Raw genomic sequence first — 23085 nt, 5'->3', positions numbered from 1 at the left:
CATCGCCGAGTACCGTTGCCGGCGGATGCTCAGGCGCCGTGGCATCAAGTTCTCCCCTGGGTTGGCTGATTTGCCGAAGAATGCGCAGTTGGTCCTTGAGGAGGGGGCCTCGCTCGGTTCGGTAACGATGGACTTCGCCTCCCTGAGCATCGGTGCCATGAGCTATATCCGCAGCTCGGCCGAGCTGCTTAACATCGCTCGGGTCGGGCGATTCTGCTCCATTGGCAGCGGTGTGATCCTCGGCCAGGATCGGGCGGGTCACCCGCTGGACTGGGTCAGTACGCACCCCTTCCAGCATGCTCGTGCTGAACTGAGCTATGACGCCCGCAAGCCGCCCCTGGAGATTGGCCACGACGTCTGGGTCGGCCGAGAGGCCATGTTGCTGGAAGGCATAGTCGTCGGTACGGGAGCGGTGGTGGCCGCCCGTGCCCTGGTCACACGTGACGTGCCGCCCTATGCGATAGTCGCCGGCGCGCCGGCGAAGATAATCCGCTATCGCCACGGCGCAGAGGTCATTCAGGGGCTGCTGGACAGCGCCTGGTGGAAGGCTCCGGTGTCGTCACTGCTCGAGCTCCCGCTGAACCAACCCGAGTCGTTCCTGACGTCCTGGAGCGCTCGGCCCGCCGCGCCTTCGGCCAGGTACAGGCGCATCCGCCTCGAGCGTGCCGGCGCAGAGGACTTGGATGATCAATTTGAGGAGTAGTCATCCGCGATGAATGTTCTGTTCTTGGTGCAGCGCGAGCAGCGCGCCATTCTCGATCGTTTCTATGAGGGTATTACCGATAATTCCCACTGCGATCTGCGCTGGCTGGGCAAAGAGGAGCAGGCCGACCTGCGGCGTTACTTCCGCGAACAGGTGGACCTGTCCCGCTATGATCGGATTCTGTTCTTCCTGCGTTTCAAGCAGGAGATCAAGCAGGCAGCCTTCATCCGCTCGATCCCCAATCTGGTGATTCTCGAGCACGATGCCTACCAGAACTACATTCCCTGCAAGTACACCGGCAAGTTCAGTGCGCATTACCACAAGCTGCCCGGCGCCCGGATCATCAGTTCGGGTGCCGAGGTGACGAGGCGCCTGCGCGAGGAAGGGTTCGATGCGGCCTTCGTGCCCAAGGGCTATGACCAGGCCCTGCTGCGCGACCTGGGGTTGACGCGTGACATAGAGCTGGCCTTCGTCGGCAGTACCAATAGCGTCGCCTACAGCGGTCGCAAGGCCTTGCTCGACGAGCTGGGGGGGGTGGAGAACCTGACGGTGACGCGAACCAAGTCGGGTGAGGAGTACCTCAATACCCTCAATCGTATCCGCTTCTTCGTCAGTGCCGATGTCGGCATGGGCGAGTACATGATCAAGAATTTCGAAGCCATGGCCTGCGGCTGCGTGCTGCTGGCCTACTATCAGGGCGGTGCCGAGGAGCAGGCGCTCGGTTTCGAGGACATGGGCAACCTCGTGCTCTATCGCAATGTCGCCGAGCTGCGGGAAAAGCTGGGTATCCTGCGTGCCGACCCGCAACTGGCGCAGCGCATCGCCCAAGCCGGTCAGCGCCTGGTGACCGAGCGCTACAGCTTCGCCGCGGTCGGCAAGGCGGTGGTCGAAGCCATGACGCCTCCTCTTGTGACTCCCCCATCGCTGACCGCCTGGGAGCGGGTTCGTGCGCGCTGGAGTTGGCTGGGATGACACGTATCCGGATCCTGATCCCCTATTTCGGCCGCTGGCCGCATTGGATGCCGTTCTTTGTCGCCAGCTGCCGCGCCAATCCGGATATCGACTGGCTGCTGTTCAGCGACTGTGGCGAATTGCCGGGGGCGCCCGCCAATGTGCAGGTCAGAACGATCGGCTTCGCCGAGTATTGCCGCCTGGCCGGCGCCCGGTTGGGCATTCCCTTTGCCCCCGAAAGCCCCTACAAGCTCTGCGACCTCAAGCCGGCACTGGGCTTCATTCACGCCGAGGATCTCGAGGGTTACGATTTTTGGGGCTTTAGCGACATCGATCTGGTGTATGGCCAGCTGCGCCGTTATTTCACGGATCGGCGCCTGGCCCGCTATGAGCTGCTGTCCACTCATGAGCGACGGATATCCGGGCACTTCTGTCTGCTGCGCAACAATGTGCGCATGCGTGAGGCCTTCCGGGCGGTCGAAGGCTGGCAAGGTCTGCTGGCCGATCCGCAACACCGGGCGTTCGATGAAGCGGCCTTCAGTCGCCTGTTCATTCGGCGCAAGAACTGGCCGGGCGGCCTGCGGCGGCTGCTCGATCTGGCCAGCCCCTGGCGCCGCTGCAGCGAGTTCGCCGAAGCCTACAGCACCCCTAACGGGCGCATCGCCTGGGTGGATGGCGGGTTCGACTTCCCGCGCCGCTGGCTCTGGGATAACGGCGTGTTGCGCACGGACAGGGACGGCGAGCGCGAGTTTCCCTACTTCCATTTCATAGCCTGGAAAACGGGCTGGCACGCTGCCTTGTCTTCGTCTGGCGAGGACTGGGCGCTGCCACCTCGCTGGTCGATCAGCGCAGGCGGCTTTCACAAGGACTGAGTTCCGATGATTTTTTCTGCTGACAGTGACATTACGGTCGTGGTGACCAGTTGCGGGCGCTTCGACCTGTTGCGCCGTACCTTGGAAAGCCTCGATCGCTGCAATAGCGCGCCTATCCGCGCGGTCTTCATCACTGAGGATTCCGGCAGCGCCGAGGTCGAGTCCTGCATCCCCGAGCATTGGCGCCTTTACACCCGCTTCTGGATCAACAATCCGCGGCTGGGTCAGCTGCGATCGATCGATGCGGCCTACGCTGCAGTGGAAACGCCGTGGATCTTCCACTGCGAAGACGATTGGGACTTCTATCGCCCGGGCTTCATCGAGGACTCTCGGCGCCTGCTGGAGCATGATCCTCAGGCGCTGCAGGTCTGGCTGCGCAGTGCGGCCCATGACCTGGCGCTGCACAGCCCCTATGTCTACCTCGGCGAGCGGCAGTTGGTGGATGGCATTGCTTTCTATCGCGTGTGTTCGCGCAAGGCCGAGTGGCAGGGTTTTTCCTTCAATCCCGGCTTGCGGCGCCTAAAGGACTATCAGGCATATGCCCCCTACGCCCAGTATTCGGGGGAGAAGGAGCTGTCGGCGCTGTACGCCGAGCGCCCTGCATTGATCCTGGAGAACGATGCGGTCTTGCACACCGGCTTCGGCGAGCATGTCAGCGTGCCCGAGGAGCGCTCGAAGAAGGCCAAGCGCAAGCGACTGGACAGGGTGAGGCTGCTGCTGGTCTTTGCCGCGGGACTGCTACTGGGATGGTGGATTTGAAGGATTCACTCGGGCTCCTGGCCTCTCGCACTGGGCTTAATTACCACGCGCTGGCGTTGCTGCTCTTTCTGGCCAGCTTCCTGCTGCTGCCGACCTCGAAGATGGTCAATAACGTCTACTACGCCCTGATGGCGTTGCCCGGCCTGTTCGGGTTACTGCGCGAGCGGGGGCGCCTGCTGCCGTTGCAGCCGGTCGAGTGGGGCTGGGCGGTCTTCTTCATCTGGGCGCTGGGTGTCGGTATCGGCAGTGGCGATCCGCAGTTCTTCAAGCATGTCGGCTATGTGTTCTTGTTCGTTGCCAGCGTGACCCTATTGGTGCGCCCGGAGCTGTTCCGTGATGCGCGCTTCGCTCGTGGGCTGTTCTGGTCGCTGACCCTCTATGTGCTGCTGTCGGCGGTGTTCTATTGGATAACCGGGCGTTATGCCGTGGGGCAGCGGGTACTCTGGCTGCCTGGGCGCATGACCGGACCGATCTACACCAGCATCTGGCTGGCCAGTTGCCTGGCGCTGGTGGCGCCGACCTGGGTCGGCCAGCGACGCTATATCGAGGGTCTGTTGGGATTGTGCCTGACGCTGTTCTGTATCAGTTTCGTCCTGCAGAGCCGCTCCGGCCTGGTCGGTGTCGCGGTGCTGGCTGTTCTGTTGGGCGGCTGGCACCTGGCGCGAGCGGGGCGCTCCGCGCTTCGGGCTGTGGCGCTGGTCTCGTTGCTGGTCGCGGCACTGCTGACCTTGCTGATGTATGAGGGGCACTTCGCCAGCCTGCTGCGCCGAGCGGATGCCGGGCGCTTCGAGCTGTGGGGTATTCTGCTGGCGGACTGGTGGGGCTGCGGCTTGCTGAGCGGTTGTGGGATGGACTACGAGACCCAGGCGCTCATCCTGGGGGGCAGTCCAATCCAGCATCCCCACAATATCTTCCTGGCCCTGGGGCTGTATTACGGCCTGCCGGCCCTGCTGCTGTTCCTGGCCATCATGTCGGCCACGCTGTGGCGCGCCTGGCGCCGCCGTGACCCCTGGGGGCTCTATCTGGCGGTGGCGCTGTGCATGCTCAATTTCGATGGCAGCTCGCTGATCGGCAACCCCGACGAACTCTGGTTGTTGGTGCTGCTGCCGGCCGCCTTGATCGTCAATCGCTATCGGAGTTCGTCGCAGAGGGCCCAGAGCGCCTGACAGGGGAAGCTCAGGCGCTCCTTTTTGACGTAGCTCTCGAAGTGGACGCGGTTGCGGTTGATCTGCCAGCGATTGAGGGGCCAGCGGAAGAAGCGCATGTCGGCGATATCGATCAGGCCCAACTGCCCGTCGGGGCACTCGACGATGTTGCCCATATGCAGGGAGCGAAAATAGACGCCCTTATGGTGCAGCTGGTTGATGAAGTCTGCCAGTCGGGCCTGCTCCGCGTCCGTGAGCCGGCCCTCGCGATCCAGTTTCTGTCGCAGGGTGACGCCCGGAATCGGCTGGTACAGCGTGGCAAAGACGCGGTTCTCCGCTTGGTAAACCCGTTCGACCCGTAGGCTGGGAACCCCTAAGGCGTGCAGCCGCGCGGCGTTGCGAACGAAGCGCAGCGCAGTGGGCAGCAGGCGGGAGAGGCTGAGCCCCTTGCGCGGGTAGAAGATTTTCAGCATCAGGCCGTTGTCCTGGCGGATCACCTTGGGGCCGTGGCTGTCCTGTTCCAGGACCTGGCCGTCGCGCCCAAGTGCCTCGAGTTGCGCGCTGGAAATCGAGCTGATGGGGTGGGAAGCGATCATCTGTCCTGGCTCAAGGTTGGCGAGCCGGGGATCATGCCTCAATAGCCTAGCCTTGGCCAATCCACAGGAGGGGGCCGCAGCCTGCTAGAATGCCGGCCACTTTGTAGCAAGGTCACCGAATGATGTCAGTCGATCCCTCCCAGTCGCAGGACGCAACCAGCCTGAAGATTTATTGGCGTTTGCTGAACTATGTGGTGCCGTATTGGGGGCTTTTCGCCATCAGCATCCTCGGCTTTCTGATTTTCTCCTCTACCCAGCCGATGCTCGGCTACATCCTCAAGTATTTCGTCGACGGACTGGCCAACCCGGATGCCAGCCTGTTTCCGGACGTGCCTTACCTTCAGGATCTGCAGCTGGTCGAGGCGGTGCCCCTGCTGATCGTGCTGATCGCCCTGTGGCAGGGCATTGGCTCCTACCTGGGCAACTACTTCCTGGCCAAGGTGTCCCTGGGCCTGGTGCACGACCTGCGGGTCGCCCTGTTCAACAACCTGCTGGTGCTGCCGAATCGCTATTTCGACAACCACAACTCGGGGCACCTGATCTCGCGCATCACCTACAACGTGACCATGGTCACCGGGGCGGCCACCGACGCCATCAAGGTGGTGGTGCGCGAAGGCATGACGGTGATTTTCCTCTTCGCCACCCTGCTGTGGATGAACTGGAAGCTGACCCTGGTGATGGTCGCCATCCTGCCGCTGATCGGCGTGATGGTCAGCAGCGCCAGCCGCAAGTTTCGCAAGCAGAGCAAGAAGATCCAGGTGGCCATGGGCGATGTCACCCATGTTGCCTCCGAGACCATCCAGGGCTACCGGGTGGTGCGCAGCTTCGGCGGCGAGCCCTACGAGCAGGCGCGTTTCCTCGATGCCAGCCAGGGCAACACGGAAAAGCAGCTGCGCATGACCAAGACCGGCGCCGTGTATACGCCCATGCTGCAGTTGGTGATCTACAGCGCCATGGCGGTGCTGATGTTCCTGGTACTGTTCATGCGCGGCGATGCCTCGGCCGGCGATCTGGTGGCCTATATCACTCTGGCCGGGCTGCTGCCCAAGCCGATCCGCCAGCTGTCGGAGGTGAGCTCGACCATCCAGCGCGGCGTGGCCGGTGCCGAGAGCATCTTCGAGCAACTGGACCAGGCGCCCGAGGTCGATCACGGCACCCAGGCGCGCGAGCGGGTCAGCGGCCGTCTCGAGGTGCGCGACCTGAGCTTCGTCTACCCGGGGGCCGACAAGCCGGTGCTGAGCGACATCTCCTTCAGCGTCGAGCCGGGGCAGATGGTCGCCCTGGTCGGGCGTTCCGGCAGCGGCAAGTCGACCCTGGCCAGCCTGATTCCGCGCTTCTACCACCACGACCAGGGGCAGATCCTGCTGGACGGCCTGGATGTCGAGGACTACCAGTTGCGCAACCTGCGCCGGCACATCGCCCTGGTCACCCAGCACGTCACCCTGTTCAACGATACGGTGAGCAACAACATCGCCTATGGCGATCTGGCCGAGGCGCCCCCGGCCGAGGTGCGCAAGGCGGCCGAGGCCGCCTATGCTGCCGAATTCATCGAGCAGATGCCGCAAGGCTACGACACCCTGGTCGGCGAGAATGGCGTGCTGCTGTCCGGCGGTCAGCGCCAGCGTTTGGCCATCGCCCGCGCCCTGCTCAAGGACGCCCCGTTGCTGATTCTCGACGAGGCCACCTCGGCGCTGGATACCGAGTCCGAGCGGCATATCCAGGCGGCCCTGGACGAGGTGATGAAGGGTCGCACCACCCTGGTCATTGCCCACCGCCTGAGCACCATCGAGAAGGCCGACCTGATCCTGGTGATGGATCAGGGGCGCATCGTCGAGCGCGGCGCGCACGCCGAGCTGCTGGCGCAGAACGGCTACTATGCCCGGCTGCATGCCAAGCAGTTCGAGGCCGACGCCGAGCCGCTGCTGGAGCAGGACGTTTGATACTGAGTCATCTGCGCCTGTGGCGCGAGCAGGGCTGGACCCCGATCGACGCCGCCACCTATGCCGAACTCTGGCAGCGCTTCGGCGGCAGCGTGGCCACCCATCCGCAGGTGGTCGAGCGTCTGGCCGGCCTGGCGGGCATCCCGGTGCGCTACCTGGGCTGGCAGGAGCGGGGCGAGCTGAGGGCGGCGCTACCGACCTGGGGGCGCCACCTGGCACTGTCCAAGGACGTGCTCAAGCGTCAGGGCAAGCGCGGCCTGTTCGACCTGGGCAATGCCGAGATCATCCTGCCGATGGCGCCGCAGGCGCGGGTGGCGCTGCGCCACAGGGCGCGCTACGTCTCCGATCTGCACGCCGAACACATCAGCTCCCTGCGCGAGCAGGCCGAGGGCCTGGCCCTGGCCCGCGAGCCGGAGCAGTACAGCAAGAAGTTCCGCTATAACCAGCGTCGCGAACAGCGCCTGCTGGAGGAGGCGGGCGGGGTGATCCGGCCGATGCTCGAGCTGAGCGCCGCCGAGCAGGCGGCGATCTACGCCGAGCTGTTCCAGCGCCGCTGGGGCTTCGAGGCAACCGGCAAGGCACACCTGGCGGAGGTCTTCGCGCTGCTGCGCGAGTTCATGACCGGTTCGCTGATCTACCTCAACGACGAACCGGTGGCCATCCAAGTGCTCTACCGGGTCGAGGCGCCGCAGTGGGTCAGCCTGGAGTACATCAACGGCGGGGTCGACCCGCAGACCCGCGATTTTAGCCCCGGCAGCGTGCTCAGCTTCGTCAATACCCAGACCGCCTGGGCCGAGGCCCGCGCCCTGGGCAAGCCGCTGCGCTACTCCTTCGGCCGCGCCGACCGCGAATACAAGGATCGCTGGTGCAATCGCGTGCCGGTCTATCAGGTGTGAGCATGGCCGGCCGCAAGCAACAGCTGCTCAAGCGTCATCGTCGGCACAAGCGCATCGCCTTGCTGGTGTCCCTGCTGCTGCTGGCGCTGCTCGGCGTGCTGCTGGCCTGGTGGCTGGTGCCGCTGTTGCTGGTGCTGGGCTGGATCGGCCATGAGGCCTGGTTCGCCGATCATCTGTTCTACTCGCCAGCCGATGACTACCGCTACGACTTCCCGCCGGGTACGCGACAGCTGCCGGCGCGCGTGGTCGATGGGGTGCTCAGGGTGGAGGGCGATTGCGCCGGCGCCGACACCCTGATCCTGCGGCTGGAGCTCCGTGCCGGCTGGCTGGGACGCTGGCTCGACCCTTATGTGCGGGTCGGCGAAGATCGCCAGGATTTCGAGCGCGGCGTCAGTGGCCGGCGCTACCTCAACCTGTCCGGCCAGGGCGAGGCGCTGGCCGCCGGCGGTCTGCCGATCCGCGGGCGCTTCTGTCGCCTGGGCACCAGCGCCACGCTTTACGCCCTGAGCAACCCCGATTACGCCCGGCAGCGGCTGATGGTCATCGCCCCCCACGCCGACGACGCCGAGCTGGCCGCCTTCGGCCTGTACAGCCGCGCCAATGAGGCGAGCATCGTCACCCTGACCCAGGGCGAGATCGAGGCCGATGCCTACCGGCGCCTGGGCCTGGACCAGGCCGCGGCGGCGTGCCTCAAGGGCCGCCTGCGTACCTGGGACAGCCTGGCGGTGCCGCTGTGGGGCGGCGTCACGCCTGAGCGCTGCGTGCAGCTCGGCTACTACTGCCTGCAGCTGCCGGCCATGGCCGAGCAGCCCGCCCAGGCCTTCGGCTCCCGCGAGTCCGGGGAAAGCGACATTCGCCGCGCCCGCCGGCACAACCCGCTGCAATTGCCCGGGGACGCCGATGGGGTGCCCAGCTGGCACAACCTGGTGACGGACCTGGCGGCGCTGCTGGAGCATTACCGCCCCGAGGTGCTGGTCACCCCGCATCCCGAACTGGACCCGCACGGCGACCATGTTGCGGCGACCCGCGCCCTGCGCGAGGCCATCGCGGCCAGCGCCTGGAAGCCGCAGACCCTGCTGCTCTATGCCAACCACCTGCACGACAACGACCGCTGGCCCATGGGCCCGGCCGGGCAGGGCATCGCCCTGCCGCCGGCCATCGAGCCGTTGCCGGCCGACGGCCTGTGGAGCCCGACCCTGAGCGCCGAGGTACAGCTGGACAAGGCCATGGCGCTGGCCATGCAGCACGACCTGCAGGGGCCGCTGCCGACCAAGAAACGCCTGCGCCGGCTGATCCAGCGCCTGCTGGCCGGGCGCCGCTGGCCGGCCAGCGGCGAGGACGAGTTCTTCCGCAAGGCGGTGCGCCGCCACGAACTGTTCTGGGTGCGTCCTCTGTAGGATGGCACCGCGCCTGGCCGGCATCGGCCGATATTCCCGACATGCTATGATCTGCGGCGATTTTGCCGCCCCGGAGTCCCCATGAAGTTGTCCATGCCCCGTTTCGACCAAGCCCCCGTTCTGGTGGTGGGCGATGTCATGCTCGACCGTTACTGGCATGGCGGCACCTCGCGGATCTCCCCGGAGGCGCCGGTGCCGGTGGTCAAGGTCGAGCAGATCGAGGACCGCCCCGGCGGTGCGGCCAACGTCGCCCTGAACATCGCCGCGCTGGGCGCGCCGGCCGTGCTGATCGGGGTCACCGGTGCCGACGAGGCCGCCGACAGCCTGAGTAACAGCCTGCAGGCGGTGGGGGTCAGGACCCGCTTCCAGCGCATCGCCGACCAGCCGACCATCGTCAAGCTGCGGGTGCTGAGTCGTCACCAGCAACTGCTGCGCATGGACTTCGAGGAGGCCTTCAGCACAGACGCCGTCGCCATCGCCGGCGAGGTCGAGGCGCAGCTCGAGGGGGTCAAGGTGCTGGTGCTGTCCGACTACGGCAAGGGCGCGCTGAAGAATCACCAGGTGCTGGTGCAGGCCGCCCGCGCCCGCGGCATCCCGGTGCTGGCCGACCCCAAGGGCAAGGACTTCTCCATTTACCGCGGCGCCAGCCTGATCACCCCCAACCTCAGCGAGTTCGAGGCCATAGTCGGTCACTGCCGGGACGAGGCCGAACTGGTGGCCAAGGGCGCGGCGCTGATGCGCGAGCTGGACCTCGGCGCGCTGCTGGTGACCCGCGGCGAGCACGGCATGACCCTGCTGCGCCCCGAGCATGCGCCGCTGCACCTGCCGGCCCGGGCCCGCGAGGTGTTCGATGTCACCGGTGCCGGCGACACCGTGATCTCCACCCTGGCCGCCAGCCTGGCCGCCGGCGAGGAACTGCCCCAGGCGGTGGCCCTGGCCAACCTGGCCGCCGGCATCGTGGTCGGCAAGCTCGGCACCGCGGCGATCAGCGCCCCCGAGCTGCGCCGCGCGGTGCAGCGCGAGCAGGGTTCCGAGCGCGGCGTGCTGAGCCACGACCAGTTGCTGCTGGCCATCGAGGATGCCCGCGCCCACGGCGAGAAGATCGTCTTCACCAACGGCTGCTTCGACATCCTGCATGCCGGTCACGTGACCTATCTGGAGCAGGCCCGGGCCCAGGGCGATCGCCTGGTGCTGGCGGTCAACGACGACGCCTCGGTCAGCCGCCTCAAGGGGCCCGGCCGGCCGATCAACGCGGTGGACCGGCGCATGGCCGTGCTCGCCGGTCTCGGCGCGGTGGACTGGGTGGTGAGCTTCGCCGAGGACACCCCCGAGCGCCTGCTCGAGCAGGTACGCCCGGACGTGCTGGTCAAGGGCGGCGACTACGGCATCGACCAGGTGGTCGGCGCCGAGATCGTCACCGGCTACGGCGGCGAGGTGCGGGTGCTCGGCCTGGTGGAGAACAGCTCGACCACCGCCATAGTCGAGAAGATTCGCCGCAAATAGGCCTTGGCTTGCCGGCGCTAGCCGCGCCCGGCGGCGTCCAGCTCGGGCGGCGGGTTTGGGGGTGAGGACTTGCCGCCAGTGGCCGCTGCGGCCTTGAGCCCCTGCAGCTGCAGCCAGTCCTTCCAGCGGATGCGCTCCTCGTGCACCAGCCAGCCGTCCTGCGGCGCGAAGCTCTCCGCCAGCCACAGGCCGCGGGTGCTGCTGGTCGTCAGCACGCCGTTCTTCAGGGTCAGCAGCTCGGCGGTCGGTTTGCCGTTCTCCAGCGGGATCAGATACAGGTCCGGGCGCCTGCGGTCGAGGCGGGCGACCAGCTGGCCGTCTTCCAGGTGCTCGTCGACGTGGAACAGGCTCGGCTGCCGGGCCTCTTTCGGCAATTCCAGGCGCAGGTCATAGACCAGCTGCAGCGAGGCGGTCGGCAGGTGCACGTAGGCCCGTGGGCGCTCGAGCAGGGTCAGGTTGCCGCACTGCACCGGGCGCGCCGCGCCGGACAGCGGGCTGAGGCGAAAGTGCACGGCCTCGCGGTAGTGCAGCGCGCCCTGGTAGGGGGCCGGCAGCCAGGTGTCGCCGAAACGGCCGTACAGCCAGCCTTCCGGGGTTTCCACCAGGCATTCCTCGGCCACCTCCTGGATCGCCGTGTGCAGCGGCAGGTTCAGCTCGTGGGCCGGGACATAGCCGGAAATCAGCTTGAGTACCACATCGCCGCGGTCCTGGCGCCGCTGGCGCACCAGCAGCCAGTACTCGCGGCCGTGCCAGCTCAGGGTCAGGCGCACCGAGACCCCCAGGTTGGCCAGCTCCACGGCGAAGCGCTGGCTGTCGCCGAGCGCGATCTCCCGGCGGCGTTCCAGGACCTGGGCGAAGTTCAGGGCCTGGCCGATGCCCTGGTAGCTCAGGCGGTCCGGGCCCGCTTCGACGAACAGCGGCAGGGTCTTGAAGACACTGGGGTTCTTGCGGATCAGGGTGCGCGCCATCTGGGTACCTCTCGGGTGGGGCGGGCCGCGATCCTGGAGTCAGGCGATGTCCTGGATCACCGCCGCGGCCGTTGCCACATTATGGGCCAGGTGCTGCGGGTCGATGGTGCCGATGATGGCGCTGTTCACCGCCGGGTGGCCGAAGATCAGCTCGAAGCTGGCCTGGACCGGGTCTTCGCCCGGCTGCAGGCAGGCATGCCCGCTGGCCAGGGCCTTCTTCACCAGGATGCCCTTGCCGTGCTGCTCGGCGTAGTCCAGCACCGGTACTTCGCCCTGTTCGTTGAGGTTGTAGGTGACCATGGCGCAGTCGCCTTGTTGCAAGGCCAGCAGGCCGCCCTCGACGGTCTTGCCGGACAGGCCGAAGGCGCGGATCTTGCCTTCGCGCTTGAGCTCGGCGAGGGTCTCGTAGATGCCGCTGTCCTGCAGGATGGCGACGTCGTTGCCGTCCGAGTGCACCAGCAGCAGGTCGATGAAGTCGGTCTCCAGGCGCTTGAGGCTGCGCTCCACGGAGCGGCGCGTATGGGCCGGGGAGAAGTCGAAGCGCGACTGGCCGTTCTCGAACTCCTCGCCGCTCTTGCTGACGATTACCCACTGCTCACGCTGGCCGCGCAGCAGCGGGCCGAGGCGCGCCTCGCTGGTGCCGTAGGCCGGGGCGGTGTCGATCAGGTTGATGCCCAACTCATGGGCCTGGGCCAGCAACCGGCGGGCCTCGGCGTCGTCCGGGATGCGGAAGCCGCTGGGGTACTTCACGCCCTGGTCGCGGCCCAGCTTGACGGTGCCCAGGCCCAGCGGCGAGACCAGCAGCTCGGTCGAGCCCAGCGGGCGATGCAGGTTGTGCAGGGTGTGCATCAGAACAGTTCCTCCCAGGCGGGTTGGGCGATGGCCGGGCGCGGCAGCGCGGGCAGCGGGGCGTGGACGGCGGGGCGGATGCCGGCGCGCGCCAGGCTCGCCAGCACACGGTCGGCGAAGTCCGGGGCCAAGGCCAGTTTAGTCGGCCAGCCGGCCAGCAGACGGCCCTGTTCGGCGAGAAAGGCGTTGTCCGGGCGCACCAGGCCGGATTGCGCCGGCTCGGCGCGCTCGACCCTCAGGGTGGCCCAGCGGGCGTCGCCGAGGTCGATCCAGGGCAGCAGCGCGGCCAGCTCCTTCTGCGCTGCGGCGATCTGCGCCGCCTCGTCGCGGGCCACGCCCTCGGCTTCGGCCAGGTCGCCGCCCAGGTACCAGACCCACTGGCCGTCGGCCGCCGGGTGGCTGGTGACCGTTACCCGCGGCTTCGGGCCGCCGCCCAGGCAGTGGGCGTACAGCGGCTTGAGGGTCGGCCCCTTGACCAGCACCATGTGCAGCGGGCGCAGTTGCTGGGCCGGTTGCTTGAGCTCGAGCGCGGCGAGCAGCTCGGCGTTGCCGCGCCCGGCGCTGAGGACGATGCGCTGGGCGCGAATCTCCCGGTCGTCGACGCGCAGGCCGACCAGCTCGTCCTGCTCGCGCAGCGGCTCGACACGCTCGGCGGCCAGCAGGCCGTCGCCGGCCAGTTCGGCGAGGCGGGCAATGAGGCTGGGCACGTCGAGCACCAGTTCGGCCAGGCGGTAGACCTTGCCCTTGAATTTCGGATGCTGCAACGCCGGTGGCAGCTGCTCGCCCTTGACCTGGTCGACCCGGCCACGCACCGCCTTGCTGGCGAAGAAGCTGGTCAGGTTGCCGGCCAGGCTGCCGGGGGACCACAGGTAGTGGGCCTCGGACAGCAGGCGCACGCCGGACAGGTCCAGCTCGCCGTTGCCGGCCAGCGCCTCGCGCCAGCGCCGCGGCATGTCGGCGATGGCTTCCGAGGCGCCGCTCAGGGCGCCGTGCAGGGCGTACTTGGCGCCGCCGTGGATGATCCCCTGGGACTTGACGCTCTGTCCGCCGCCCAGGCTGGCGTTCTCCACCAGCAGGGTGGCGAAGCCCTGGCGGCGCAGGCGCGCATTCAGCCAGAGACCGGCGATACCGCCGCCGACGATCAGAACGTCCGTGCTCAGAGCTTGGGACATGGGCGCGCCTCGTTGAAAAAACAGGCGCGCAGTATAACCCGCGTGGTCGTGACGTCGGCCCCGATCAGTGGCCGACGCTTTGCGAGAACAGCTGGATCACCACCACGCCGGCGACTATCAGGCCCATGCCGAGCAGCGCCGGCAGGTCCAGACGCTGTTGGTAGAGAACGGTCGCGGCGATGCTCACCAGGACGATGCCCAGGCCGGCCCAGACCGCGTAGGCGACGCCCACCGGTATGGTCTTGACCACCAGGCTGAGCATCCAGAAGGACAGCGCATAACCGAACACCACCAGCAGCAGCGGCAGGGGGCGGTTGAGGCCGTCCAGGGCCTTCATCGAGGCGGTGGCGACGACTTCGGCGGCGATGGCGATGCCGAGATAGAGGTAGCCGGTCATAGAAAATCCCTCCTACTAGGTGTGGAGAGGATTCTAAGTATTACTGTGATGGGATAAAGTCATTACCTATCTATAATAGAGATAGGTGTCGGTCATGCAGTGGAGCCTGGAGCAAGTCCGCCTGTTCGTCAGCGTGGCCGAGTGCCAATCGTTTTCCGCGGCGGCCCGGCACCTGGGGCGTGTGCAGTCGGCGGTCAGCAGTTCGATTGCCTTGCTGGAGGCCGACCTCGGGGTGCTGTTGTTCGAGCGTAGCAGCGGACGTCAGCCGCGCCTGACCGTCGCCGGGGAGGCCTTGTTGACCGAGGCGCGTGAGGTGTTGCGCCAGTGCCAGCGCCTGGAGGGCCGCGCCCTGGGCCTGGTGCGCGGCGAAGAGGCGCGGCTGCGCCTGGCCCAGGATGAGGCCATGCCCTATCAGTCGGTGCTCGACAGCCTGGAGGCGTTGGCGCAGCGTTTCCCCCGCCTGGAGCTGCAGGTCGCCAGCGGCGCCCAGGGCGATGTGGCGCGCAAGCTGCTGGAGCGACGCGCCGACCTCGGTCTGCTGTTCCACCATGAGCAGATGCCCGAGGCCCTGGAGCGTCAGCGCCTGGGCACCATCGAGATGGTCACGGTGTGCGGCGCCGGGCACCCGCTGGCCGGGCTGGCCTATGCCGACCGGCGCGAGCTGGCCCGCCACCGCCAGTTGCTGATGGCGCCGCAGGACAGCACCTACCCGGGGGGCGAGCAGATCAGCCCTCAGGTATGGCGGGCCGACAGCTTCTACGCCATGGCCGAGCTGCTGGCGCGCAATCTGGGCTGGGCCTGGTTGCCGCGGCACGTGGCCCAGTACCCGACCTATCAGGGGCTGCTGGTGGAGCTGCGCAGCGATTGGACGCCGCCGCCGCTGGTGGTGGAGCTGGTTTGCCGGCGCGACGAGGCCCTGGGGCCTGCCGCGCGCTGGCTGGGCGAGCGCTTCGCCGAGCACCTGCGCGCCATCGGCTGATCGGCGGCGGCCGCTCTGCTAAGCTGCGCGCCCATGAATCGTCCCCTGTACTCCCTGCTGTTTCATCTGGCCCTGCCCGTCATAGCCCTGCGTCTGGCCTATCGCGCCTGGCGCGCGCCGGCCTATGGCCGGCGCATCGGCGAGCGTTTCGCCCTCGACCTGCCGCGGCTCGAGCCGGGCGGCATCTGGCTGCACGCGGTGTCGGTAGGCGAGAGCATCGCCGCCGCCCCCTTGATCCGCGAGCTGCTGGCGCGCTACCCGCAGTTGCCGATCACCGTCACCTGCATGACACCCACCGGCTCGGAGCGCATCCGTGCCCTGTTCGGCGGCCCGGACCATGCCGGCCGGGTGCAGCATTGCTACCTGCCCTACGACCTGCCCTGGGCGGCGGCGCGCTTTCTCGATCAGGTGCAGCCGCGCCTGGCGCTGATCATGGAAACCGAGCTGTGGCCCAACCATATCCACCAGTGCGCACGGCGCGGCATCCCCGTGGTGCTGGCCAACGCGCGGCTGTCCGCGCGCTCGGCTCGCGGCTACGGGCGCTTTGCCCGTCTGACCGCGCCGATGCTCGCCGAGCTGAGCCTGGTCGCCGTGCAGACCGCCGCCGAGGCCGAGCGCTTCCGCGCGTTGGGTGCCCGTGCCGAGTGCGTGGCGGTGACCGGCTCGATCAAGTACGACCTGCGCATCGATCCGGCGCTGGCCGAGCGCGCCGACGCGCTGCGGACACAGTGGGGGGCGCAGCAACGGCCGCTGTGGATAGCGGCCAGCACCCATGCCGGCGAGGACGAGATCGTCCTCGCCGCCCACCGCCAGTTGCTGGCCCGGCAGCCGGATGCGTTGCTGATCCTGGTGCCGCGCCACCCCGAGCGCTTCACGCCGGTGTTCGAGCTGTGCCGGCGCCAGGGTTTCGCCACCCGGCGCCGCTCCAGCGGCGAGGCGCCGGGGGCCGCCGACCAGGTGCTGCTGGGCGACACCATGGGCGAGTTGCTGTTTCTCTACGGCCTGGCCGACTGCGCCTTCGTCGGCGGCAGCCTGGTGGCCAACGGCGGGCACAACCTGCTGGAGCCGGCGGCCCTGGGCAGACCGGTGCTCAGCGGGCCACACCTGTTCAACTTCCTCGAGATCGCCGCACAGTTGCGCGAGGCCGGGGCGTTGGGCGAGGTCGCCGATGCCCCGCAGCTGGCCGCGCAGGTGGCCGAGCTGTGGCAGCAGCCGCAACGTGCGCGGCAGATGGGCGAGGCGGGCCTGGCGGTGATGCGGGCCAATCAGGGGGCGCTGCAGCGCCTGCTCGCCGGGGTGGAGCGCCTGCTCGCTTAGGACCAAGGCGGAAAGCCGTCTGAGACGATTTCGCATCGGCATGAAAAAGCCGGCCACTCGGGCCGGCTTTTTCATGGGGCGCCTCAGTAGTCGGGGTCGCCGCGCAGTTGCGCCTCGGCGGCCTTGGCCAGGTCCGGGGGGAGGAAGTCGCGGTCCGGGTCGTAGTCGGGCTTGAGGAAGTTGCCCAGGGCCTCCAGGTCGGCCGGGCTGAGGGTGCCGGCGGCCTGCTTGAGGCGCAGGTTGTTGAGGATGTAGTCGTAGCGCGCATCGTTGTAGGTGCGCACCGAGTTGTACAGCTGGCGTTGGGCATCGAGCACGTCGACGATGTTGCGGGTGCCGACCTGATAGCCGATTTCGGTGGCCTCCAGGGCGCTCTGGTTGGAGATGATCGACTGCTTGCGCGCCTGCACGGTCTCCACGTCGGTGTTCACCGCGCGGTGCAGGTTGCGGGTGTTCTGCACCACCTGGCGGCGCAGGCTCTCGCGCAGCTGCTCGCTCTGGGTCAGGCGCTGGTAGGCCTCGCGCACCTGGGAGCTGGTCAGGCCGCCGCTGTACAGCGGGATGTTCAGCTGCAGGCCGATCGAGCGCTGCTCGACGTCGCCACTGAAAGTCGTGGCGCTGGCGCTGCTGTTGCTGAAGCCGAGGCTGTCGTTGTCGCCCTTCTGGTAGCTGGCCACCGCATCCAGGGTCGGCGCATGGCCGGACTTGCGCTGGCGCAGGGTCTCCTCGGCGGCGTCGACGGCATAGTTGCTGGCCAGCAGGTTGAGGTTCTGGGCGCTGGCGGTGTCGACCCAGGCCTTGGCGTCGTTGGGCGTCGGCGCCAGGATCGGCAGGCTGTGCTCGATGCCCTCGAGGGCGGCGTGCTCGCGGTTGGTCAGGGTGATCAGGGCCTGGAAGGCGTCCTCCACCTGGCGCTCGGCGATGATCCGGTTGGCCCGGGCGGTGTCGAAGCCGGCCTGGGCCTCGAGCACGTCGGTCTTGTCCGACAGGCCGACGTCGAAGCGCTCGTTGGCCTGGTCGAGCTGGCGCTTGAAGGCGGCTTCCTCGGCCTTGGTCGAGGCCAGGGTGTCCTGGGCGCGCAGCACCGCGAAGTAGCTCTCGGCGCTCTGCAGGATCAGGTTCTGCTCGGTGGCGGACAGTTCCAGGGCGGCCTGCTCGCTGGTCGCCTCGGCGGCCTGCAGCTGGAACCAGCGGTCGGCGCGGAACAGCGGCTGGCTGAGGTTGGCCTGGTACACCGTGCCGCTGCGCGAACTGGTGATGGACGGCGAATCCACCGAGGTGCGGGTGTCGTTCAGGTTGGCGCCGGCCGAGAGGTTCGGCAACAGACCGGCGCGGGCCTGGGGTACCACCTCGCGACGGGCCTGGTAGTCGGCGCGGGCGGCCGCCAGGTCGGCATTGTTGTCGGCGGCTTCCTGGTAGACCGTGACCAGGTCGGTCTTGGTGGACAGCGGGGCCTGTTCGGCCCAGGCCAATCCGTTGGCGGCGGAGGCCACGGCAAGAGCCAGAGAGAGTCTGCGCAGCATTCGAGGGAGTCCTAGATTTGGCGGTAATCGGCAAGGCTAAGGCGCGCTGCCTGGGGGGTCAAGGTACGGCGGTGGCGGCCTCAGTGTAGATTGCAACAAGCTATGTTGCATGGTCGCAACAATCGGCCGGTGCGCTGCGGCAGGCGTCATTTTCCGACGCATGGGTCGGGATATTTTGACCCGCCGGTTGGTTTTATCGCCGCCGGTTGATTAGACTGGCCGGGTTCTTGTCGGGGTGCCCTGAGTCTCCGCGTTCTTGCGCGGTGGTAAGGAGGGCTGAGATCGGATGTTCCGGATCCCGTTGAACCTGATCAGGTTAAGGCCTGCGTAGGGAACAAGATGTCCTCGCCCATCCCACGGCGAGTCCTCTCGGCACCGCCTGCGGTGCGCCCCGCACTCCTAGTCCGCTCCAGGTTCGCTCCGACATTCAGCCCAGGAGATAACCAGCCGATGAGTGCACAACAAAAGAACCTGAGCGAAAGCGCCCAGGTCGACCAGCAGTCGATCCAGCCCTTCCCCCGCTCGCGCAAGGTCTACGTACAGGGCTCGCGCCCGGACATCCGCGTGCCGATGCGCGAGATCAGCCTGGACGTGACGCCCACCGACTTCGGTGGCGAGGTCAACGCGCCGGTGCTGGTCTACGACACCTCCGGTCCCTACACCGACCCGAACGTGACCATCGACGTGCGCCAGGGCCTGGCCGACGTACGCAGCGCCTGGATCGAGGACCGCGGCGACACCGAGCTGCTCGACGGCCTGAGCTCCAGCTTCGGCCAGGAGCGCCTGAGCAACCCCGAGCTGACCGCCATGCGCTTCGCCCACGTGCGCAACCCGCGCCGGGCCAAGGCCGGCCAGAACGTCAGCCAGATGCACTATGCGCGCCAGGGGATCATCACCCCGGAGATGGAATACGTCGCCATCCGCGAGAACATGAAGCTGCAGGAAGCCCGCGCCGCCGGCCTGCTCGACCAGCAGCACGCCGGCCACAGCTTCGGTGCCAACATCCCCAAGGAGATCACCGCTGAGTTCGTCCGCGAGGAAATCGCCCGCGGCCGCGCCATCATCCCGGCCAACATCAACCACGTGGAGCTGGAGCCGATGATCATCGGCCGCAACTTCCTGGTGAAGATCAACGGCAACATCGGCAACTCGGCGCTGGGTTCCTCGATCGAGGAGGAAGTGGCCAAGCTGACCTGGGGCATCCGCTGGGGTTCGGACACGGTGATGGACCTGTCCACCGGCAAGCACATCCACGAGACCCGCGAGTGGATCATCCGCAACAGCCCGGTGCCGATCGGCACGGTGCCGATCTACCAGGCCCTGGAGAAGGTCGGCGGGGTGGCCGAGGACCTGACCTGGGAGCTGTTCCGCGACACCCTGATCGAGCAGGCCGAGCAGGGCGTGGACTACTTCACCATCCACGCCGGCGTGTTGCTGCGCTATGTGCCCATGACCGCCAAGCGGGTGACCGGCATCGTCTCGCGCGGCGGCTCGATCATGGCCAAGTGGTGCCTGGCGCACCACAAGGAGAATTTCCTCTACACCCACTTCGAGGAAATCTGCCAGATCATGAAGGCCTACGACGTCAGCTTCTCGCTGGGCGACGGCCTGCGTCCCGGGTCGATTGCCGACGCCAACGACGAGGCGCAGTTCGGCGAACTGGAGACCCTCGGCGAGCTGACCAAGATCGCCTGGAAGCACGACGTGCAGGTGATGATCGAAGGCCCCGGCCACGTGCCGATGCAGCTGATCAAGGAGAACATGGACAAGCAGCTGGAATGCTGCGACGAGGCGCCGTTCTACACCCTCGGCCCGCTGACCACCGACATCGCCCCGGGCTACGACCACATCACCTCGGGCATCGGCGCGGCGATGATCGGTTGGTTCGGCTGCGCCATGCTCTGCTACGTTACCCCCAAGGAGCACCTGGGGCTGCCGAACAAGGACGACGTCAAGACCGGCATCATCACCTACAAGATCGCCGCCCACGCCGCCGACCTTGCCAAAGGCCACCCGGGGGCGCAGATTCGCGATAATGCCCTGAGCAAGGCGCGCTTCGAGTTCCGCTGGGAGGACCAGTTCAACCTGGGCCTGGACCCGGACACGGCGCGGGCCTTCCACGACGAGACCCTGCCGAAGGACTCGGCCAAGGTGGCGCACTTCTGCTCCATGTGCGGGCCGAAGTTCTGCTCGATGAAGATCACCCAGGAGGTGCGGGTCTATGCTGAAGAGCAACGCATCGCCGCGGTCGACCTGGAGGTCGAGCAGGGCATGCAGGCCAAGGCCGAGGAGTTCAAGGCGCAGGGGGCACAGCTCTATCACAAGGTGTGATGGAGGCCAGACGCAGATCCCCGGATCTGCGGAGTGACCAGGACGGGCCTTCGGGCCCGTTCGTGTTAACAGGGGGTATCCATGCAACAGGACGATGTCGAAATTATCGAGCGGGAAGCCTGCTTTCGCGGCTTCTACCGGCTCGATCGCCTGCATCTGCGTCATCGCCAGTTCTCCGGCGAGATGGGCCGGCCGCTGAGTCGCGAGCTGTTCGTGCGTCACGATGCGGTGTGCGTGCTGCCCTACGATCCGCAACGCGACGCCGTGGTGCTGATCGAACAGTTCCGCGTCGGCGCCCTGGAGAAAAGCGCTAACCCCTGGCTGCTGGAGCTGGTGGCCGGGTTGATCGACAAGGACGAGGAGCCTGAGGCGGTGGCTCGGCGTGAGGCGGCCGAGGAGGCGGGGCTCAGCCTGACCTCGCTGTGGCCGATCAGCCAGTACTACCCCTCGCCGGGCGGGTCGGACGAGCGGGTGCACCTGTTCATCGGCCGCTGCGACAGCGAGGGGGCCGGCGGCGTGCATGGCCTGGCCGAGGAGGGCGAGGATATCCGCGTGCACGTCTGGCCGCTGGAGGATGCCCTGGACGCGGTGAAGGACGGGCGCATCGACAATGCGGCGAGCATCATCGCCCTGCAGTGGCTGGCGCTCAACCGCGCCGAAGTCCGGGGGCTGTGGTCGTGAACCTGTTGCGCGAGCGCTACCGGGTCGACCTGGTGGAGCTGCAGGCGGTCTGCGAGGCCAACTACGCGCGGCTGATGCGCCTGCTGCCGGAGATGCGCACCCAGGCCAAGGTGCGACGCGTCGCCCTGAGCCAGGGCGAGCACCAACTCGGCATACTGGCCCTGGACGTGCTCGAGGCCTGCCCCTATACCACCACCCTGCGCGTGCGCCAGGAGCACAGCCTGCCCTGGCTGCCGGTGCCGCAGTTGGAGGTGCGGGTGTACCACGACGCGCGCATGGCCGAGGTGGTCAGCGCCGAGAATGCCCGGCGCTTTCGCAGCATCTACCCCTACCCGAACGCCGCCATGCATCAGCCGGACGAGAAGAGCCAGCTCAACCTGTTTCTCGGCGAATGGCTGAGCCACTGCCTGGCCTGTGGCCACGAGCCGGCACCGGTGTTCTAGGTTCGGCCCGCTTCCGGCGAATTTCGTCGTTTTTGACTGTCGGCGAGGCGGTTTTTCTGTGACTCAGGCCCGCTTCGCGGGTTTACCATCGCCGGCGCCTGCCAGCATAATCCCTGCACCCTGCTCAAGGAGACGGCCTTGCCGAGCGCGCCCACTTCCGTTGCTGATTCCTCGGTCCTGCTGGTGCAGCTGTCCGACAGCCACCTGTTTGCCGAGGCGAACGGCAAGCTGCTGGGCATGGATACCCAGGACAGCCTGCGGCGGGTGGTCGAGCAGTTGCTGCAGGAGCAGCCGCAGGTCGATCTGGTTCTGGCCAGCGGCGACCTCTCCCAGGATGGCAGCGAGGCCTCCTACGCCCGTTTCCGCCAGCTCACCGCGCCCATCGACGCCCCGGCCCGTTGGTTGCCCGGCAACCACGACGAGCTGCCGGCGATGCACCGCGCCTGCGCCGGCAGCGACCTGCTGGAGCCGGTGATCGACCTGGGCAACTGGCGCGTCATCCTGCTCGACTCCTCCATTCCCGGTGCGGTGCCTGGCTATCTCGGCGAGCAGCAGCTGGTGCTGCTCGAGCGTGCCCTGGCCGAGGCCCCCGAACGTCACCACCTGATCTGCCTGCACCACCATCCGGTGCCCATCGGTTGCGCCTGGATGGAGCCGATCGGGGTGCGCAACCCCGAGGCGCTGTTCGCCGTGCTGGCGCGTCACCCACAGGCGCGGGCGCTGCTCTGGGGGCATGTGCACCAGGAGTTCGATCAGTTGCGCGACGGTGTGCGCCTGCTGGCCTCGCCCTCGACCTGCGTGCAGTTCGCCCCCGGCAGCGAAGATTTCCAGGTCGACAGCAGCGCGCCGGGTTATCGCTGGTTGCGCCTGCATGCAAACGGCCGCCTGGAGACCGGCGTGTCGCGGGTGACCGGCATCCAGTTCGAGGTGGACTACAGCGTCAAGGGCTATTGATAGCCCGGGCTGGAGGGCGCAGCGCGAAAGCTGCTACCGTTCGCCTTCCCGTTTTCAGCCCTAAGCCCCGTCAGCCATGCTTGCAGATTGTCCTCGCATCCTCTACCTCCATGGCCTGAACAGCTCGCCGGCCTCGCAGAAGGCCAGCCAGTTGCATCAAGCCATGGAACGCATGGGCCTGGCGGAGCAGCTGCGGGTGCCGGCCCTGCACCATCATCCGCGCCAGGCCATCGCCCAGCTCGAAGCGTCGATCGCCGAGCTCGGCCGACCCGTGCTGGTCGGCAGCTCCCTGGGCGGCTACTATGCGACCCACCTGGCCGAGCGGCATGGCCTGCGCGCGCTGCTGATCAATCCGGCGGTGCGTCCGCACCTGCTGTTCGACGGCTACCTGGGACCGCAACAGAACTACTACAGCGACGAGACCTGGGAGCTGACCGCCGAGCACGTCGCGGCCCTGGCCGAGCTGGAGGTGCCGCCGCCGCAGGACCCCGCGCGTTTCCAGGTATGGCTGCAGACCGCCGACGAAACCCTCGATTACCGCCAGGCCCAGGTCTATTACCGGGCCTGCGCCCTGCGCATCCAGGCCGGCGGCGATCATGGCTTCCAGGGCTTCGCCGAGCGCCTGCCGATGCTCTTGGCTTTCGCCGGTATTCCCGCCAGGTTCTGGCGCGATATCGACTTTTCCGACCTTTAAGACGACCCGAGACCC

22 protein-coding genes and 1 riboswitch are annotated in these 23085 nt (G+C 67.4%); of the genes, 16 read left to right on the top strand and 6 right to left on the bottom strand.

The genetic code is table 11. The features are described from left to right. Positions 1–25 precede the first annotated feature (25 nt). From ACSX1C_RS13185 to ACSX1C_RS13165, 5 genes are read left to right on the top strand one after another with little or no spacing between them, the layout of a single operon-like run. Complete coding sequence (locus ACSX1C_RS13185; RefSeq protein ID WP_439889420.1) at positions 26–703, top strand: CatB-related O-acetyltransferase; 678 nt, start codon at positions 26–28, stop codon at positions 701–703. A 9-nt stretch (positions 704–712) separates the two neighbouring features. Continuing rightward, positions 713–1675 (top strand): glycosyltransferase family protein, encoded by a 963-nt coding sequence (locus tag ACSX1C_RS13180; protein WP_439886491.1) that lies wholly within the window; start codon positions 713–715, stop codon positions 1673–1675. Next, positions 1672–2526, top strand: coding sequence for a DUF6625 family protein (locus ACSX1C_RS13175; protein WP_439886490.1), 855 nt, complete (start codon positions 1672–1674; stop codon positions 2524–2526). Before ACSX1C_RS13180 ends, ACSX1C_RS13175 begins: the two co-directional genes overlap by 4 nt. Positions 2527–2532: 6 nt before the next feature. Beyond that, positions 2533–3285, top strand: a complete 753-nt coding sequence (locus tag ACSX1C_RS13170) for a glycosyltransferase family 2 protein (RefSeq protein ID WP_439886489.1) — start codon at positions 2533–2535, stop codon at positions 3283–3285. Between the two features lie 56 nt (positions 3286–3341). Further along, positions 3342–4451, top strand: a complete 1110-nt coding sequence (locus tag ACSX1C_RS13165; RefSeq protein ID WP_439886488.1) for an O-antigen ligase family protein — start codon at positions 3342–3344, stop codon at positions 4449–4451. Here the strand turns inward: ACSX1C_RS13165 and ACSX1C_RS13160 are convergent. Further along, on the bottom strand, positions 4415–5026 hold the full coding sequence (locus ACSX1C_RS13160; protein ID WP_439886487.1) for a toluene tolerance protein: 612 nt from the start codon (positions 5024–5026) through the stop codon (positions 4415–4417). The two genes, ACSX1C_RS13165 and ACSX1C_RS13160, sit on opposite strands and share 37 nt — an antisense overlap. 122 nt (positions 5027–5148) lie before the next feature. Here ACSX1C_RS13160 and msbA point away from each other — a divergent pair, with 122 nt between their 5' ends. The 4 genes from msbA to hldE all read left to right on the top strand — a co-directional run bounded on the left by msbA (position 5149) and on the right by hldE (position 10762). Further along, positions 5149–6966 carry a lipid A export permease/ATP-binding protein MsbA gene (gene msbA, locus ACSX1C_RS13155; RefSeq protein ID WP_439889419.1) on the top strand — a complete coding sequence of 606 codons (1818 nt, stop codon included), beginning with the start codon at positions 5149–5151 and terminating at the stop codon, positions 6964–6966. Continuing rightward, positions 6966–7862: a GNAT family N-acetyltransferase gene (locus ACSX1C_RS13150; protein WP_439889418.1), complete on the top strand. Its 897-nt coding sequence runs from the start codon at positions 6966–6968 to the stop codon at positions 7860–7862. Before msbA ends, ACSX1C_RS13150 begins: the two co-directional genes overlap by 1 nt. Positions 7863–7864: 2 nt before the next feature. After that, the gene (locus tag ACSX1C_RS13145) at positions 7865–9259 is read left to right on the top strand and encodes a PIG-L deacetylase family protein (RefSeq protein WP_439886486.1); all 1395 of its coding nucleotides are present in this window, start codon (positions 7865–7867) and stop codon (positions 9257–9259) included. An 81-nt stretch (positions 9260–9340) separates the two neighbouring features. Continuing rightward, positions 9341–10762, top strand: coding sequence for a bifunctional D-glycero-beta-D-manno-heptose-7-phosphate kinase/D-glycero-beta-D-manno-heptose 1-phosphate adenylyltransferase HldE (gene hldE / locus ACSX1C_RS13140; RefSeq protein ID WP_439886485.1), 1422 nt, complete (start codon positions 9341–9343; stop codon positions 10760–10762). A 17-nt stretch (positions 10763–10779) separates the two neighbouring features. On the opposite strand, the gene ACSX1C_RS13135 is transcribed toward hldE, so the two are convergent. From ACSX1C_RS13135 to ACSX1C_RS13120, 4 genes are all read right to left on the bottom strand, one after another. After that, complete coding sequence (locus ACSX1C_RS13135) at positions 10780–11730, bottom strand: metal ABC transporter ATPase (protein ID WP_439886484.1); 951 nt, start codon at positions 11728–11730, stop codon at positions 10780–10782. A 39-nt stretch (positions 11731–11769) separates the two neighbouring features. Next, positions 11770–12579 carry an aldo/keto reductase gene (locus ACSX1C_RS13130; RefSeq protein WP_439886483.1) on the bottom strand — a complete coding sequence of 270 codons (810 nt, stop codon included), beginning with the start codon at positions 12577–12579 and terminating at the stop codon, positions 11770–11772. Further along, positions 12579–13751: an NAD(P)/FAD-dependent oxidoreductase gene (locus tag ACSX1C_RS13125; protein WP_439886482.1), complete on the bottom strand. Its 1173-nt coding sequence runs from the start codon at positions 13749–13751 to the stop codon at positions 12579–12581. The genes ACSX1C_RS13130 and ACSX1C_RS13125 overlap by 1 nt, the downstream gene beginning before the upstream one ends. Before the next feature lie 64 nt (positions 13752–13815). Next, positions 13816–14148 carry a DMT family transporter gene (locus tag ACSX1C_RS13120; protein WP_439886481.1) on the bottom strand — a complete coding sequence of 111 codons (333 nt, stop codon included), beginning with the start codon at positions 14146–14148 and terminating at the stop codon, positions 13816–13818. 94 nt (positions 14149–14242) lie between these two features. On the opposite strand from ACSX1C_RS13120, the gene ACSX1C_RS13115 reads away from it, so the two are divergent. Both ACSX1C_RS13115 and waaA read left to right on the top strand, forming a co-directional pair. Beyond that, a complete protein-coding gene (locus ACSX1C_RS13115; protein WP_318644835.1) occupies positions 14243–15127 on the top strand; it encodes a LysR family transcriptional regulator in 885 nt (294 codons plus the stop codon). A 33-nt stretch (positions 15128–15160) separates the two neighbouring features. Continuing rightward, complete coding sequence (gene waaA / locus ACSX1C_RS13110) at positions 15161–16444, top strand: lipid IV(A) 3-deoxy-D-manno-octulosonic acid transferase (RefSeq protein ID WP_439886480.1); 1284 nt, start codon at positions 15161–15163, stop codon at positions 16442–16444. Between the two features lie 83 nt (positions 16445–16527). On the opposite strand, the gene ACSX1C_RS13105 is transcribed toward waaA, so the two are convergent. Next, positions 16528–17967 (bottom strand): TolC family outer membrane protein, encoded by a 1440-nt coding sequence (locus tag ACSX1C_RS13105; RefSeq protein ID WP_439886479.1) that lies wholly within the window; start codon positions 17965–17967, stop codon positions 16528–16530. A 221-nt stretch (positions 17968–18188) separates the two neighbouring features. After that, a riboswitch (TPP riboswitch) is annotated at positions 18189–18318 on the top strand. 99 nt (positions 18319–18417) lie between these two features. On the opposite strand from ACSX1C_RS13105, the gene thiC reads away from it, so the two are divergent. The 5 genes from thiC (at position 18418) to ACSX1C_RS13080 (ending at position 23070) form a co-directional block, all read left to right on the top strand. Beyond that, positions 18418–20298, top strand: a complete 1881-nt coding sequence (gene thiC / locus ACSX1C_RS13100) for a phosphomethylpyrimidine synthase ThiC (RefSeq protein ID WP_439886478.1) — start codon at positions 18418–18420, stop codon at positions 20296–20298. Between the two features lie 81 nt (positions 20299–20379). Continuing rightward, positions 20380–20979 carry an NUDIX domain-containing protein gene (locus ACSX1C_RS13095; RefSeq protein ID WP_439886477.1) on the top strand — a complete coding sequence of 200 codons (600 nt, stop codon included), beginning with the start codon at positions 20380–20382 and terminating at the stop codon, positions 20977–20979. Then, entirely contained in the window at positions 20970–21422 is a 453-nt protein-coding gene (locus tag ACSX1C_RS13090; RefSeq protein WP_318644840.1) for a DUF1249 domain-containing protein, read from the top strand. Before ACSX1C_RS13095 ends, ACSX1C_RS13090 begins: the two co-directional genes overlap by 10 nt. A 138-nt stretch (positions 21423–21560) precedes the next feature. Next, positions 21561–22376 carry a 3',5'-cyclic-AMP phosphodiesterase gene (gene cpdA / locus ACSX1C_RS13085; protein WP_439886476.1) on the top strand — a complete coding sequence of 272 codons (816 nt, stop codon included), beginning with the start codon at positions 21561–21563 and terminating at the stop codon, positions 22374–22376. A gap of 76 nt (positions 22377–22452) precedes the next feature. Continuing rightward, the gene (locus ACSX1C_RS13080) at positions 22453–23070 is read left to right on the top strand and encodes a YqiA/YcfP family alpha/beta fold hydrolase (RefSeq protein WP_439886475.1); all 618 of its coding nucleotides are present in this window, start codon (positions 22453–22455) and stop codon (positions 23068–23070) included. Positions 23071–23085: the final 15 nt, after the last annotated feature.

Origin of the sequence: Pseudomonas sp. MBLB4123 (assembly GCF_051904775.1) — a bacterium.
GTDB lineage: Bacteria > Pseudomonadota > Gammaproteobacteria > Pseudomonadales > Pseudomonadaceae > Aquipseudomonas > Aquipseudomonas benzenivorans_B.
Note: the sequence above shows the minus strand (reverse complement) of the source record. Positions and strands in the feature narration are given on the sequence as shown.

What these genes read in the sequence shown, in the direction of transcription:
- ACSX1C_RS13185 (WP_439889420.1), top strand. Translation starts at nt 26, where the DNA reads ATGCTCAGGCGCCGTGGCATCAAGTTCTCCCCTGGGTTGGCTGATTTG.
- ACSX1C_RS13180 (WP_439886491.1), top strand. Translation starts at nt 713, where the DNA reads ATGAATGTTCTGTTCTTGGTGCAGCGCGAGCAGCGCGCCATTCTCGAT.
- ACSX1C_RS13175 (WP_439886490.1), top strand. Translation starts at nt 1,672, where the DNA reads ATGACACGTATCCGGATCCTGATCCCCTATTTCGGCCGCTGGCCGCAT.
- ACSX1C_RS13170 (WP_439886489.1), top strand. Translation starts at nt 2,533, where the DNA reads ATGATTTTTTCTGCTGACAGTGACATTACGGTCGTGGTGACCAGTTGC.
- ACSX1C_RS13160 (WP_439886487.1), bottom strand. Translation starts at nt 5,026, where the DNA reads ATGATCGCTTCCCACCCCATCAGCTCGATTTCCAGCGCGCAACTCGAG.
- msbA (WP_439889419.1), top strand. Translation starts at nt 5,149, where the DNA reads ATGTCAGTCGATCCCTCCCAGTCGCAGGACGCAACCAGCCTGAAGATT.
- ACSX1C_RS13145 (WP_439886486.1), top strand. Translation starts at nt 7,865, where the DNA reads ATGGCCGGCCGCAAGCAACAGCTGCTCAAGCGTCATCGTCGGCACAAG.
- hldE (WP_439886485.1), top strand. Translation starts at nt 9,341, where the DNA reads ATGAAGTTGTCCATGCCCCGTTTCGACCAAGCCCCCGTTCTGGTGGTG.
- ACSX1C_RS13135 (WP_439886484.1), bottom strand. Translation starts at nt 11,730, where the DNA reads ATGGCGCGCACCCTGATCCGCAAGAACCCCAGTGTCTTCAAGACCCTG.
- ACSX1C_RS13130 (WP_439886483.1), bottom strand. Translation starts at nt 12,579, where the DNA reads ATGCACACCCTGCACAACCTGCATCGCCCGCTGGGCTCGACCGAGCTG.
- ACSX1C_RS13125 (WP_439886482.1), bottom strand. Translation starts at nt 13,751, where the DNA reads ATGTCCCAAGCTCTGAGCACGGACGTTCTGATCGTCGGCGGCGGTATC.
- ACSX1C_RS13120 (WP_439886481.1), bottom strand. Translation starts at nt 14,148, where the DNA reads ATGACCGGCTACCTCTATCTCGGCATCGCCATCGCCGCCGAAGTCGTC.
- ACSX1C_RS13115 (WP_318644835.1), top strand. Translation starts at nt 14,243, where the DNA reads ATGCAGTGGAGCCTGGAGCAAGTCCGCCTGTTCGTCAGCGTGGCCGAG.
- waaA (WP_439886480.1), top strand. Translation starts at nt 15,161, where the DNA reads ATGAATCGTCCCCTGTACTCCCTGCTGTTTCATCTGGCCCTGCCCGTC.
- ACSX1C_RS13105 (WP_439886479.1), bottom strand. Translation starts at nt 17,967, where the DNA reads ATGCTGCGCAGACTCTCTCTGGCTCTTGCCGTGGCCTCCGCCGCCAAC.
- thiC (WP_439886478.1), top strand. Translation starts at nt 18,418, where the DNA reads ATGAGTGCACAACAAAAGAACCTGAGCGAAAGCGCCCAGGTCGACCAG.
- ACSX1C_RS13095 (WP_439886477.1), top strand. Translation starts at nt 20,380, where the DNA reads ATGCAACAGGACGATGTCGAAATTATCGAGCGGGAAGCCTGCTTTCGC.
- ACSX1C_RS13080 (WP_439886475.1), top strand. Translation starts at nt 22,453, where the DNA reads ATGCTTGCAGATTGTCCTCGCATCCTCTACCTCCATGGCCTGAACAGC.